Annotated in this window: 12 protein-coding genes; 2 read left to right on the top strand and 10 right to left on the bottom strand. The window is 72.6% G+C overall.

Translation table 11 applies throughout. The features are described 5' to 3' along the window. Positions 1-234: 234 nt before the first annotated feature. The 8 genes from ACPYO6_RS15485 to ACPYO6_RS15450 form a co-directional block, all read right to left on the bottom strand. A complete protein-coding gene (locus ACPYO6_RS15485) occupies positions 235-1245 on the bottom strand; it encodes a glycine betaine ABC transporter substrate-binding protein (RefSeq protein WP_425715680.1) in 1011 nt (336 codons plus the stop codon). A gap of 58 nt (positions 1246-1303) precedes the next feature. Continuing rightward, positions 1304-2173, bottom strand: a complete 870-nt coding sequence (locus tag ACPYO6_RS15480; RefSeq protein WP_425715679.1) for an ABC transporter permease — start codon at positions 2171-2173, stop codon at positions 1304-1306. Next, positions 2170-3507, bottom strand: coding sequence for a quaternary amine ABC transporter ATP-binding protein (locus ACPYO6_RS15475; RefSeq protein WP_425715678.1), 1338 nt, complete (start codon positions 3505-3507; stop codon positions 2170-2172). Before ACPYO6_RS15475 ends, ACPYO6_RS15480 begins: the two co-directional genes overlap by 4 nt. 357 nt (positions 3508-3864) lie before the next feature. After that, positions 3865-5181, bottom strand: a complete 1317-nt coding sequence (locus ACPYO6_RS15470) for a hypothetical protein (RefSeq protein ID WP_425715677.1) — start codon at positions 5179-5181, stop codon at positions 3865-3867. A gap of 20 nt (positions 5182-5201) precedes the next feature. Further along, a complete protein-coding gene (locus ACPYO6_RS15465) occupies positions 5202-6218 on the bottom strand; it encodes an ABC transporter permease subunit (protein WP_425715676.1) in 1017 nt (338 codons plus the stop codon). Continuing rightward, complete coding sequence (locus tag ACPYO6_RS15460; protein WP_425715675.1) at positions 6215-7033, bottom strand: ABC transporter ATP-binding protein; 819 nt, start codon at positions 7031-7033, stop codon at positions 6215-6217. The genes ACPYO6_RS15465 and ACPYO6_RS15460 overlap by 4 nt, the downstream gene beginning before the upstream one ends. Positions 7034-7518: 485 nt before the next feature. Further along, the gene (locus ACPYO6_RS15455) at positions 7519-8442 is read right to left on the bottom strand and encodes a hypothetical protein (RefSeq protein WP_425715674.1); all 924 of its coding nucleotides are present in this window, start codon (positions 8440-8442) and stop codon (positions 7519-7521) included. Positions 8443-8454: 12 nt separating this feature from the next. Then, complete coding sequence (locus tag ACPYO6_RS15450) at positions 8455-9321, bottom strand: ABC transporter ATP-binding protein (protein ID WP_425715673.1); 867 nt, start codon at positions 9319-9321, stop codon at positions 8455-8457. A gap of 140 nt (positions 9322-9461) precedes the next feature. Between ACPYO6_RS15450 and ACPYO6_RS15445 the strand changes: the two genes are divergently transcribed. Both ACPYO6_RS15445 and ACPYO6_RS15440 read left to right on the top strand, forming a co-directional pair. Then, entirely contained in the window at positions 9462-10904 is a 1443-nt protein-coding gene (locus tag ACPYO6_RS15445) for a sensor histidine kinase (protein WP_425715672.1), read from the top strand. Then, on the top strand, positions 10901-11554 hold the full coding sequence (locus ACPYO6_RS15440) for a response regulator (protein WP_425715671.1): 654 nt from the start codon (positions 10901-10903) through the stop codon (positions 11552-11554). Before ACPYO6_RS15445 ends, ACPYO6_RS15440 begins: the two co-directional genes overlap by 4 nt. Before the next feature lie 36 nt (positions 11555-11590). On the opposite strand, the gene ACPYO6_RS15435 is transcribed toward ACPYO6_RS15440, so the two are convergent. Further along, a complete protein-coding gene (locus tag ACPYO6_RS15435; protein WP_425715670.1) occupies positions 11591-12580 on the bottom strand; it encodes an asparaginase in 990 nt (329 codons plus the stop codon). Positions 12581-12637: 57 nt separating this feature from the next. Then, on the bottom strand, positions 12638-13762 hold the full coding sequence (locus tag ACPYO6_RS15430) for an IS30 family transposase (protein ID WP_425713196.1): 1125 nt from the start codon (positions 13760-13762) through the stop codon (positions 12638-12640). Between the last annotated feature and the right edge of the window lie 48 nt (positions 13763-13810).

The following is a 13810-nucleotide window of genomic DNA, read 5'->3' as shown; positions in this document are numbered from 1 at the left end:
CCAGCTGCGCGCTCCGTCGGTGGGGATCGATCCTCGGCGACCTCGGGTCCGGCGCCCCGTGCCGCCGCCGTCCACCGGATCCTCGTCGTTCCTGGTCGACTCCCCTTCGGGCTACCCGCGTCGCCGCGCCCCCGGATGGCTGCGCGGCCCGCCCCGGAGGCCGGGGCGGGCCGCGCGTCGTGCTCGTTCGTGCCGGGCCGCGCCCGGCGTCGCCGCTCGATCAGCGGCGCGGGATCAGCTCTCGGTCTCGGCGCCGTCCTCCGAGGAGGACTCGGAGCCGGACTCGGAGCCCGAGCCGCCGCCGACCACGGAGTCGATGAAGTCGGGGTTGTCCTCGAGCCACTGGTCGACGGCCTCGTCGTTCGAGTTGCCGCCCATCTCGTTGAACATGATGTTCTCGAGCTCGGCGAGCTGCGCGTCCTCGAACGTGAAGCCCGAGATCCACTCGGCGACCTCGGGGAACTCCGAGGAGAACTCCGCGTTGCCGTACGTGTAGATGTTGTCCGGCTCGCCGAAGGCGCCCTCGGGGTCCTCGAGGTCGCGGATCGGGAAGGCGTCGTAGGCCCAGTGCGGGCGCCACAGCGTGACGACCACGTTGTCACCGGCGTCGATCGCGGCGCTGAGCTCGGAGAGCATCGCCGTGGTCGAGGAGATGACGTACTCCATGTCCTCCAGGCCGTAGGTCGGGATGACCTCGTCCGTGGTGATGCGGGTGAGGCCGGCGCCCGGCTCGATGCCGACGATGCGGTTGCCGAACTCGTCCGCGTTGTCCGCGAGCTCGTCCAGGGACTGGATCGGCGCATCCTCGTTCACGGCCATGGTGAGCGGGGCGTTCTCGTACCACATGCCCAGCTCCTCGAGGTCATCGCCGTACTGCTCGATGTAGTCGGAGTGGGTGTTCGGCAGCCAGGTGTCGAAGTTGAGGTCGAAGTCGCCCTCGGCGAGACCCGTGAAGACCACGCCGGCCTCCGCGGTCTCGAGCGTGACGTCGTAGCCCTGCTCCTCGAGGATGGCCTGCCACAGGTGGGAGACGGCGATGCCCTCCTCCCAGCCGGAGTGGACGCCGATGGTGATCTCGCCACCCTCGCCGCCGCCCTCGCCCGAGTCGCCGCCGCCCTCGCCCGAGTCGCCGCTGGTGTCGCCGCCCGTGTCCTCGGACTCGTCCTCTCCTCCGCCGCACGCGGCGAGGGTGAGGGCGAGGGCCGAGACGGTGGCCGCTGTGGTGATGAGTCGCTTGGTTCGCATGTCTCTCCTTGGGTTCCTCAGGGGTGTCGTTCTGCGCGGGGGCGCGGGATCGTCCGGGTCAGCCCTTCGCCATGCGGTTGGCGCGGTTGACCGCGCCGTGCTGGGCGAGGGAGGCGGTGAGCCGGTCGAGGTACATGGCCAGGATGACCACGCCGAGGCCGGCCTCGAAGCCGAGCCCGATGTTGATGCGCGTGAGTGCCGAGTAGACCTCCGCACCGAGGCCGGGGGCGCCGACCATGCCGGAGATGACCACCATCGACAGCGCGAGCATGATGACCTGGTTGACGCCGGCCATGATGGTCGGCTGGGCGAGCGGCAGCTGGATCTGCCGCAGGATGCGACCCGGGGTGGAGCCGAAGGCCTGACCGGCCTCGACCACCTCGGGGTCCACCTGCCGGATGCCGAGCTCGGTCATGCGCACGGCGGGCGGCAGGGAGAAGATGATCGTGGCGACGATGCCCGGGACCTCGCCGACGCGGAAGAGCACGACGGCGGGGATGAGGTAGACGAACGCGGGCAGCGTCTGCATGAGATCGAGGAAGGGGCGCACGATCGCCGACGCGCGCGAGCTGAGCCCCGCCCAGATCCCGAGCGGGATGCCGATCATGACCGCGATGATGCTGGCCACGAGGACCAGGGCGAGCGACATCATCGCGTTCGTCCACTGGTCCATGCCGTAGATGAGCAGCAGGCCGAGGAGTGATCCGAGCGCCAGCTGCCATCCCTTGGCGAGGAAGGCCGCGGCGACGAGGATCGCCATGATCACCCAGAACGGGGGCTCGCTCAGGGCGACGACGAGGCCGTCGTAGGCGCCACTGAAGATGACGCCGATGAGGTCGAAGAACGCGTCCAGCGTGCTGGTGAGCCAGTCGACCGCCGCGTCGGCCCACTCGCCGACCGGGACGCGGAAGAGCAGGTCGTCGTTCATCGCGTCTCCGTCTCGGTCGTCGTGCTGTCGGTGGTCGTGCCGTCGGTCGCCGCGGCGAGGTGGGCGCCGGAGGCGGCGCCGGTCGTCGAACCGGCGTCACCCCCCGTGCCCGCCGCGTCCGGTGGCGGGAGCTCCTCGACCGGTGTCCCCGTGTCCTCGAGCTCGTTGGGAACCATCGCCTCGAGCAGCGACACGCGAGGGACGACGCCGAGCAGCCGGTCGTCGTCGTCGGTCACCGCGACCGCGAGGCGGGCCTCGGCGGCCGGGGCGAACACCTCCGAGATGGGGGTGTCGACGTTGACGGCGCTGTCGTCCGGGTGGATGTACGGCGCGATGGTCGACTCCTTGCGACGCTGGGCGTCGAGCAGCTCGTCGTCGTAGACCGAGCCGACGAGCTTCTGCCGCCGGTCGATGACGTACGCGGCGGAGACCTGGCCGTCGCGCAGGGTGCGCAGCGCCTCGCCCGGGCCGTAGTTCTCCCACACGGTGGTCGCCGGACGGGTCATGACCGAACCGGCCGTGATGACGCGCGACCGGTCGACGTCCGCGATGAAGCGGGCCACGTACTCGTCGGCCGGGTCGGAGAGGATCTTCTCGCCGGAGTCGATCTGCACGATCCGGCCGTCCCGCATGACCGCGATGCGGTCGCCGAGACGGACGGCCTCGTTGAGGTCGTGCGTGATGAAGACGATGGTCTTGCCGAGGCTGGTCTGCAGCTCGACGAGCTGGTCCTGCATCTCGCGGCGGATGAGGGGGTCGAGCGCGGAGAACGCCTCGTCCATGAGGAGGATCTCGGTGTCCGACGCGAGCGCACGGGCGAGTCCGACGCGCTGCTGCATGCCGCCGGAGAGCTGGGCCGGGACGGCGTCCTGCCAGCCGCCCAGGCCGGTGATCTCGACGACCTCGCGGGCACGCTCGAGGCGCTCGGACCGCCCGACACCCTGGATCTCGAGCCCGTAGGCCGCGTTGTCGAGGACGGTGCGGTGCGGGAGGAGCGCGAAGTGCTGGAACACCATCGAGACCTTCGTGCGGCGGATCGACCGCAGCTCGGCCCCCGAGGCCTTGGCGATGTCGGTCCCGCCGATCTCGATGCTCCCCGAGGTCGCGGGGTGGAGCCCGTTGAGGGTGCGGATCAGGGTCGACTTGCCGGAGCCGGACAGTCCCATGACGACGAAGATCTCGCCGGGCTCGACGTCGAAGCTCGCGTCGATGACGGCCGCGGTGCCGAGGTGCTTGATCTCGTCGCGGCTCGCGCCCTTCTCGAGGCGATCGACCGCTCGACGGCCCTGGCGGCCGAAGACCTTGTAGACGTTCCGTGCACTGAGTGCGACCATCTGTCCTCCGTGATCCGAGCCTGTCCGCGTCCCGTCCTCGGACGGCACACGGTGGTCCGCTCGGCGCGCACCAGGCTTCTCGTCGTCACGAGCACGCGCCTGGCCGGCATCGTCCCCGGGATGCGAGGGCGGCACCTGGCCCGGCCGGATCCGTTTCCGGGCGCGGCCGAGCAGCGCTGTGACCGTTCAAGGGTGGGGGTCAGGTGGAGGGATGGCAAACATGACGATGACCGTATTCCCTGCGTCCCACGGCCCGAATCCGGTGGAACCCCAACGAATATCAACGATCTGGCACGGATGGGTGATCGTTAACCCTTTGTGACCGGATCATGCGCTTTCGTGGCCCGGCTCACCGCGTCAGGACTGATCTGCCATGGAGATCGAGTCGTCGAGGTACTCGTTCGTGTACAGCTGCGCCGGGTCGAGGGTGTCGAAGGACACCGCGCCCTGGTCGACGAGCACCGGCAGGTAGGTGTCGACGATCTCCTGCATCCGCTCCGGGTCGAACGCCCCGAACGTCCCCGACGCCGGATCGTCGTGCACGAGGTCCTCGGCCAGCTGGGTCTCGACCGAGTACTGCGCCACGCCCTCGGAGTAGGTCCAGGAGAGCTGGTAGCTCTCGACGAGGTCGAGGATGAGGTCCGTGGCCGGGCCCGGGTCGGCGAGGAAGTCGATCTGCGACTGCTGGAGGACGGGGACGAGCCGCTCGAGGCAGGGCGCGAGCTCCTCGACCCGGTCCGCCCGCACGGCGACCGGCCCGGGGTAGGTCGAGTGCCCCACCTCGGCGAGCAGCCCGCTCGCCACGGGGCGGCCCCACGGCTCGACCTCGTTCTCGTACACGTACGGCTCGTTGGTCAGCAGGCCCTGCTGGACGATGCTCGGGTCGGAGACGAACCGGGCCGGCGTCCCCTCGTAGCTCGTGTCCGACCGGGAGAGGTCGAACTCGGTGGTCGACGCGACGAGCGCGGGCAGCACCGGCCCGCTCGTCACCACCGTGGCGTCGGTCGCGACGATGTCCTCGACCGTCTCGGCCTCCGGGTACGTCTCCGGGTCCCACATGAGGATCTGGGGAGACACCGTGAGCTGGGAGACGACCGCGACCGTCGGCTGCGCCTCGTGGTTGACGATCGCCGAGTCCGTGTTGACGGCCCCGACGGTGATGTCGTCGTCGAGGTACATGAGAGCGGCGACGGACTGGAAGCCGACGTTCGGCCCGCCCGGGCGCACCTCGATCTGCACGCCGGTGTCGACGTCGCCCGCCACGAGGGAGCCCGTCACGGACTTGGCCTCGGTGTCGATCTCGTGGTCCTCGCCGACGAGCTCGTACATCGCGCCGTGCTCGGCCTGTGGCTGCCAGTCCTGCTGCATGACGACGGTGGCCGGGCAGACTTCGGCCAGGTCGAGCGCACTGCCCGCCTCGGCCGCGGTCGTCCCGGGCGCGGGGCCGTCGCCCGCCCCGTCGTCGTCGGACCCTCCGCCGCAGGCCGCGAGCACCATCGCCAGCCCGACGAGCGCCACCCCGCCCCGCCCCTTCCGTCGAGACTGCGGTTCGTACCCGTCGAGATTGCGGTTCGTCGTCGAGATTGCGGTTCGTCGTCGTCGAGATTGCGGTTCGTGCACGCCCGGGGCGGGGTTCGTCGTCGTCGGGGGCGTCGTTCGTCGTCGGGGAGTCATGGGGTCTCCGGTTCTGCGGCTCACGCGCGCGGTCCGTACCAGCGGCTGATGACGAGGGAGTCGAGGATCGCGAACACCGCGAACACGACGACGCCGAACAGCGCGGTCAGCGTGATCGCCGTGAACAGCGCGTCCATCTGCAGGCGCAGCGTGTACGTGCGCAGGAGCCCGCCGATGCCGGCCGGACCCTGCTGGAAGAAGTAGTCGCCGACCAGCGCGCCGATGACCGAGAGCCCCGCCGCGGTGCGCAGGCCCGTGAACATCGACGGCACGGCGGCGGGGAGGGTGAGGTGGCGCAGGCGCTGCCAGCGGCTCGCGCGGTGGAGGGTGAACAGGTCGTGCGCCGGGCTGCCGGCGGAGCGCAGCCCGAACAGGGTCGTCGAGATCATCGGGAACAGCGCGATGATGACGCAGACGATGACCCGCGCCGGGAACCCGTAGCCGAACCAGATGCCGATGAGCGGCACGAGGGCGAGGATCGGGATCGTCTGGAGGATGACGGCGTAGGGGTAGAGGACCTTCTCCACCCACCCGGCGAGCGACATGAGCACGGCCCAGGCCACACCCAGCACGACGGCGAACCCCAGGCCCGCCATGGCCACCACCACGGTGTTCCCCAGGGCGTCGAGCATCGGGCCCATCACGCGGTCGTCGGCGAGCGCGCCGGCGTAGACCTCGTGCGGCGGCGGGAGCAGGAACCGCTGGTCCTCGGGCAGGACGAGGTAGGAGACGGCGTACCAGATCGCCACGATGCCCGCAATCGCCACGGCGACCGGCCAGGCCGCGCCGAGCCACGCGCGGGGGCCGCTCCCCCGGGTGCGCCGCGGAAGTGCCGGAGCGTCCCCGACGCCGGAGCCCGGGTCCGGGCGGGCATCGGCACCCTGGAGGGTGGGCTCGGCAGGGAACGACGGGGCGTCGGCGGGGAGGGCGGGGTCGTTCGTCGTCGGGCGGGGTGAGGACCGGGGGTCCTCCGACGGCCGGCCGGTGACCGCGGGGGCGATGTCGTTGGGAGCGGTGTCCGTGTCTCGGGCGCTCATGCGTGGGCCCCCAGCGCGGCCGAGATCTCGCCGGTGAGGGCGGCGAACTCGGGCTCGTAGCGGAGCTCGGGCGGGCGATGGCGGCCCCACGGGACCGGGACGTCGGCGACGATCCGGCCGGGCCTGCCGCTCATGACGAGCACCCGGGTGGAGAGGTAGGCGGCCTCGGACACCGAGTGCGTGATGAACACGGCGGCGAAGGAGGCGGTGGTGAACAGGCGCAGGAGCTCGGTCTGCATCGTCAGGCGAGTGATCTCGTCGAGGGCGCCGAAGGGCTCGTCGAACAGCGCGAGCTCGGGCTCCCGGACGAGCGCGCGGGCGAGCGAGACGCGCATCCGCATGCCGCCGGAGAGCTCTCGCGGGTAGCGGTCCTCGGAGCCCGCGAGTCCGACGAGCTCGAGGGCGGCGAGCGCCTCGCGGCGGCGCTGCGCCCGCGGCACCCCGGTGAGGTGGCCCGCGAGCTCGACGTTGCCGAGCGCCGTGCGCCACTCGAGGAGGGTGGGGTCCTGGAAGACGTAGCTGATCGCGTCCGTCCGGGTCGTCAGGGTGCCGGCGGTGGGCCGGTCGAGGCCGGCCGCGAGGCGCAGGAGCGTGGACTTCCCGCAGCCCGACGGGCCGACCACCGTGACGAGCTCGCCCGGGGAGACGGTGAGGTCGACGTCCGTGAGCGCCACGGTGCCGGTGCCGTTCCCGGCGCCGAAGGTCTTGCCCACGCCGTCGAGAGTGAGCATCGGCGAGCCGGCCCGGGCGTCGGGGGGTGCGTCGGCCGGTGCGTCGGCGTGCGGGGTCGAGAATCGTGCGGCCTGTGCCGTCATCGGGGGGCGCTCTCGGTCGGGGTCACGGTGGTAGGCGCCGCCGGTCGGCCCTGGCCGTCCGACCCGGTTCCGCGTCACCCGTGCCCACCTCGACCGGGTGCCGCCCTGGGGCCGGCTCGGGATGACGCGGGTCCCTGTCTGCCCGGGTCGAGGTTGCGGTCAGCATAGTCCCGGTGTCGAGAGTGCGGCTGAGGAGCCGCGATGTGCCAGGAGTGCGGCTCAGCCCGGTCACCGAGATTGCGGTTCGTCGTCGTCGAGATTGCGGTTCGTCGCCGGGGCGGTCGTGGATCGCAGCGGTCGAGAGTACGTTTCGTCGTCGCTGAGACGGTCGTGGATCGCAGCGGTCGAGAGTGCGGGTGGGGCTCCCCCCACCCGCACTCTCGACACCTGTCCGCACCGCTCCCGGCGGTCCTGACCCGCATGCTCGACGTGCACCAACCGCAATCTCGGCGCGCACCAACCGCAATCTCGACGAAGAAGCCGGGTCAGGAGACGTCGGCCCGGCGGACCCGCCATACGCCCACGGCCATCGGCGCCACGATCCACAGCCCGACGGCGGTCAGCAGGTGCGGCCAGCTGGCCACCGTGCCCTGCGTGAGGTCGCCGACGGCCTGGCTGAACGCGAGCCACGGGGCGATCTCGGCGAAGCGGTCCCCGAGCATGAGCTCGAGCGAGTTGACGACCTGCGGCCCGGCCAGGCCGATGACGATCGCGAGCGGGGTGCTGAGCGTCGCGGCGCCCCAGGCGGACCCGAGCGCGGCGTACAGCAGGAGCGCCGCGGTCACGCCGGCGCACACGCACACGAGCTCGCCGGCGGAGCCCAGGTCCACGCCCGCCACGGCGGAGACCGCGATCGCCACCACGAGGCAGGACAGAGCCACGACCAGCCCGACGACGAGGCCCGCCGCGATCTTCGCCGCCATCACGCGCCCTCGACGGTGATCCATCGCGAACGTCGAGACGATCGATCCCTGCCCCCACTCCGAGGTGATGAGCAGGCTCGTGAGCACGGGCAGGAGCAGCGCCGCGGCGATCGAGCCGGCGCCGAGGACGAAGCTGACCGTCGTCCCGGCCGCGCCCTCGGCCACGATCGCGGCGACGACGAGGAGCGGCGCAGCCCCGAGCGTCACGGCGGTGAGCACGGCGCCGGAGACGGTGTCGACCGACTTGCGCAGCTCGATCCGCAGCCGGCGCCACGTGGTGAGGCCACGGACGGGGGTCGCCTCGTCGTCGGGCGTGGTGGTGACGGTGCCGCCCATGGCGGCGGGTCCTGCGTCCAGCTCGGTGGTGGTCATCTCGGGTCCTTCCGGTGCGTGCGGGGAACGGGGGGCGGTGCGGGAGCCGGTGGTGGTGCGGGTACCGGCGTCGGCGCCGGGTCGGGTACCGGCGGCGCTGGTCGGGGCGGTCATCGCGATCACTTCTCAGGCGGCCGTGAGGGAGAGGAAGGCGTCCTCGAGCGCGGAGCTCGCGGGGGCGAGGAGCGTGAGCGGCACGCCGGCGGCCTGGGCGGCGCGGCCCACCTCGTCGGCGCTCGCCCGGACGTCGACGCCGTCGGTCCCGGTCACGGGGTCGAGTCCCGCCGCGGTGAGGGCGGCGAGGAGCGCGGACCGGTCGGTCGCGTCGACCCGCACGGACCCCGCGCCGACGACCTCGGCCGCCGTCCCCTGCGCGAGCAGGCGCCCCGCCCCGATGACGACGTACCGGTCCGCCACGGTCTGCACCTCGGCGAGAAGGTGGGAGGACAGGAGAACGGTTCCGCCGTCGTCGGCGAAGTCGCGCAGCACGCCACGGAACCAGCGGATGCCCTCGGGGTCCAGGCCGTTGAAAGGCTCGTCGAGGATGAGGGCGCGCGGGTCGCCGGCGAGGGCGACGGCCAGGCCGAGGCGCTGGCGCATGCCGAGTGAGTAGGCGCGCACGCGGCGGTCGGCGGCGTCGGTGAGGCCGACCCGTTCGAGCAGCTCGACCGCATGACGGGCCGGCCGGTCGACGGTGAGCAGGGCGAGCTCGAGGATCTCGGCCCCGGTGCGGCCGCGGTGGAGGGCGGCGGCGTCGAGGAGCTGGCCGACCACGCGGCCCGGGTTGACGAGCTCCGTGTAGGGGCGGCCGTCGACGAGCGCCGTGCCGGACGTCGGCCGGCTGAGCGCGCAGACCATCCGCATCGTGGTGGACTTGCCGGCCCCGTTGGGGCCGAGGAACGCGGTCACGGCACCGGCGGGCGCCGTGAGCGTCAGGTCGTCGACGACGGTGCGCCGGCCGTAGGTCTTGGTGAGGAGCTCGGTGGTGATCATGGCTCCAGCCTCGTGATCCAGCGGGATGCGATCCTCGGCCGTGCGGTCAGACCTGCCCCCGACGAAAGTCGGAGGAGCGGCGGCCGGAACGCGCCCGAACGTCGGGGTCGCCCGGCGCTTCCGCTCTCTACGCTGTCGGGGTGACCGAGGTCGGAGGGACGACGGGCGAGCGACGGGGTGCGCTGGGCAGCACCGGCCTCCCCGGCACCGCCCGCCCCGGCACCGCCCGCCCGGGCGGCGCCCATCCAGGCGCCGCCCGCCGTCGCCCCGGGCTGTGGCGCTCGGCCGTCTATCTCGTCCTCGTCGTCGGCGACTACGTCTCCAACCTGCTCCAGCCGGAGCACGCGCCGTGGCAGGACGTCGTCGCCCTCGTCCTCCTGCCGGCCGTGGTCGTGGGCGTGCTGCACCGGGTGCGCGCGCCCCTCGTGCTCCCGGCCGCGACGCTCCTGCTCGGCGCGCTGACCGGGTCCTCGCTCGTCACGCTCGGGGTGTTCGCCCTCGTCCTGCGCCGCCGCGACCTGGTGGCGGGCGGCTTTCTCCTCCTCGCCGCCCTCACCCAGCTCTCCCCGTGGGGCGAGCGGGTCGCCGACGTCTGGGTCACGGGGGACGGTGGTGGTGGGGCTGGTGGCGGGGTCGATGGTCCGGGTGGTTGGGCCACGGCCCTCGAGGTGGCCCTCAGCGTCGCGGCCGCCGTGGTCGTGCCCGCCCTGCTCGCCGCCTACCTGGCCGCGCGGCGCCGCCTCGCCGCCGAGGAGGCCGAGCGGGCCCGGCTGGCCGAGGACGCCCGGGTCGCCCGGGAGCGGGAGGCCGTCCTCGCCGAGCGGCGCCGGATCGCGGCCGAGATGCACGACGCCGTCGGCCACCAGCTCGCCCTCATCAACCTCCAGGCCGGCGCGCTCGAGGTCAACCCGGGGGCCGGGCCGGAGGTCGTCGAGCGGCACGCGGCCGCCGTCCGCGCCGCCGCCACGGCCGCCACCCGCGACCTGCGCGCCGTCCTCGACGTCCTCGGCACCGACGACGCCCCCGCCGCCCTCGGCCCGCAGCCCGGCCTCGCGGACGTCGACACCCTGCTCGACGACGCCGAACGCGCCGGCGCCACCGTGCGCCGCGACGTGGCGGTCGAACCCGGCGCCGAGGTCCCGGACGCCACCGGCCGCGCGGCGTACCGGATCGTCCAGGAGTCGCTGACGAACGCGCTGCGCCATGCGCCGGGAGCCGTCGTCGAGGTGACGGTGGCCGCCGACCGCGCCGACGGCGTGCGGGTGAGGGTGCGCAACGCGATGCCCCGCCGCTCGGCCGGCTCGGCGACGGCAGGGTCGACGGAGGACGCCCGGCGCACCGGCCTCGGGCTGCGCGGGCTCACCGAGCGCGCCCGCAGCGTCGGCGGCACGCTGAGCGCCGGGCAGGAGCCGGGGGACGGAACCGGACCCGTTCCTGGAACGGGGCACGACGACGCCGGGTACTGGATCGTGCGGGCCCACCTCCCCGCGGAACCGTCGGCAGCTGCGCCGGGCACCACCCCTGACACGTCGCCTGCGCCCGCCGCACCCACCCCGACCGGTCCGACCAGGGAGACGCCATGATCCGGGTCCTCGTCGTCGACGACGACGCGCTCGTCCGCTCGGGCCTGTCGATGATCCTCGCCTCGGTCGACGACCTCGAGGTGGTGGCCGAGGCCGCCGACGGGCGCGCCGGGGTCGAGGCGGCGATCGCCCACCGCCCCGACGTCGTGCTCATGGACGTGCGGATGCCGGTCCTCGACGGCATCACCGCGACCGCCGAGATCACGCGGGCCGTCCCGACCGCCCGGGTCTGCGTGCTGACGACGTTCCAGCTCGACGAGTACGTGTTCGGCGCGCTGCGCTCGGGCGCCGCCGGCTTCCTGCTCAAGGACGCGGGGCCGCGTCAGATCGTCGACGCCGTGCGATCGGTGGCGGCGGGCGAGGCGATCCTCTCCCCCGCCGCGACCCGGACGCTCATCGACGCCTACGCCCCGATGGACGACACCGCGGAGGTCGCGGCCGCCCGGCGGCTCCTCGACGAGCTCACCCCGCGCGAGCGGGAGGTCGCCGACGCCGTGGCCCGCGGCGAGTCGAACGCCGAGATCGCTGCGGCGCTGCACATGTCCGAGACGACCGTGAAGTCCCACGTCACGCGGATCTTCGGCAAGCTCGGGGTCGACAACCGGGTGAAGGTCGCGATCCACGTGCGCGTGGCGGGTGGCCGCAGCTGACGAACATGTCGAGAGTGCGGGTCAGCGGCCTCGGACTCAGCGGCCTCGGGCCGCGATCTCGTCGGCGATCGTCGCGGGATCGGCCCCGCCCGCGAGCAGCAGGTGCAGCAGCAGCCGGGCCTTGCGCGCGGAGAGCCGACCGGCCATGAGGGCACCCCGCGCGATGAGGTCCTGCTCGGAACCGGGGAACCCGTAGAGCCGCGTGGTCGTGCCGCCGCGCAGGGTGCGCGACGCGACGACCACCGTCACGCCGTCGTCGATCGCCGCAGACACGAGCTCGGCGGCCTCTCCCGACACGTGCCCGACGCCCGTCCCGGCGAGCACCACACCCCGCACGCCGGTGGCGAGGACGGCTCGCAGGACCGATCCGTCGTCGTCGAAGGGGGACTCGAGGAGCGGGACGGCCACGCGACCGTCGGGCGGGGCGACGAGTGCCGGAAGGCGGTCGACCGGCGTCCAGCTCGGCCAGTACCGATCCTCGACGACGACGCCGACCGGCCCCGTCCCGGGCGACTCGAACGTCTCGAGCGCGGTCGACGACACCTTCGTCACGCGGGCGGCGAGGTGGACGGTGTCGTTGAGGCAGGCCAGCACGCCGAGACCACGGGCGTCGGCGGAGGCGGCGGTGACGGCGGCGGCCAGCAGGTTCGCGGGCCCCTCGGCGCCGGCCATCGCGGCGGACCGCATGGCGCCCGTGACGACGATCGGGACGTCGTGGCCCCACAGCAGGTCGAGCAGGTAGGCGGTCTCCTCGAGGGTGTCCGTCCCGTGTGTGACGACGATGCCGTCGACGCCGGCGCGCACCCTCGCGTCCGCCCATGCGTGGACGCGGAGCACGTCGTCGAGGGTGAGCGACGCCGAGGGGACGTTCGTCAGCTGCTCGGCCGAGATCTCGGCGACGTCGGCGAGGCCTGGCGTGAGCTCGAGCAGGTCGCTCGCCGACAGCGCGGGGACCGCACCCTCGCCGGGCGTGGACGTGGACATCGCGATGGTGCCGCCCATCGCCCCGAGCGCCAGGTGCGTCATCCCCTCACCCTGCCACGACTAGTGAGGGAAGCTCCGGCCCTGAGCCGCACGGCGGTTTCAAGTGGTTGTTGCAACGAGTAGGTCGTTGAGTCGTTTCGCTGGAGTCTGCCAGCCCAGTGTCATGCGTGGTCGTGTGTTGAGCTCGCGGGCGACGGCGTCGAGGTCGCGCTGGGCGTAGGTGCGGAAGTCGGTACTCGAGCGGGGAAAGTACTGCCGCAGCAGGCCGTTGGTGTTCTCGTTCGAGCCTCGCTGCCAGGGCGAGTGCGGGTCGCAGAAGAAGACCCGGCAGTCTGTCGCCAGCGTGAAGTGGGCGTGCTTGGCCATCTCAGCGCCCTGATCCCAGGTCAGAGTCGCGGCCAGCTCGGCCGGCAGGCGGCCCATCGTCTCGATCAGCACGTCGATCACCTGCTCGGAGACCCTGCTCTCCGGTAGAGCGCCGAGCATGACGTACCGCGTGGAACGCTCGACCAGGGTGATGATCGCCGACGCGCTACGCGCACCGATGATCAGGTCACCTTCCCAGTGCCCGGGCACGGCCCGGTCTTCGACCTCGGCCGGCCGGGTGCTGATGTTCAGGCCATGGGTCCAGGCCTTGCCCGAGTGTGCCGCCCGCGCGAGGCGGGACTGGGGGCGCCGCCTGGTCCGCCCGGTACGGAGTGCGACCTGGCGTGCGATCTCGCTGCGCAGCCCGCCACGAGCTTGGTAGTAGATCGCTTGGTAGATCGTCTCGTGGGACACCCATCGCTCCGGCCGGTCGGGATACTCCTGACGAAGCCAGTGTGCGATCTGCTGCGGAGACCACCGCTGTTCGAGCTTGTCCCGCACCAGGGGCCATAGCCGGCCGCGACCCGAGGTCACCCCGCGGCGGCGATCGCCGGTCAACTTGCCGGGCCTGGGCCTGCGGGCCCGCTTGTCGGCCCTGCGCTGCGCGTTCCGGCACGAGTACGCCCACCGGTAGGCGCCACCACGACCGGCGGGATTGGCCTGCCGGCGTCCCGCCGGGGAACGCGTCCCGGGTGTGTCCAGGTGAGCGCCCCGGTAGGAGTTATTGCGAGTGACCTCGCGCCACACCGTGGTCCGGTGACGACCGATCCGCTCAGCGATCTGCGGGAACGTCAATCGCTGACCGAACAGCGCCTCGATCTTCGCCCGCTCCTCAAGTGTCAATCTCTTCCCAGCCATCCGTACACCCTCCCAAGGCGCACGTTGCAACAACCGATTGAAACCGCC

The sequence above is a fragment of the Georgenia sp. Z1344 genome, from assembly GCF_049856295.1.
GTDB lineage: Bacteria > Actinomycetota > Actinomycetes > Actinomycetales > Actinomycetaceae > JB111.
This window is presented reverse-complemented; position numbering and strand designations above follow the sequence as displayed.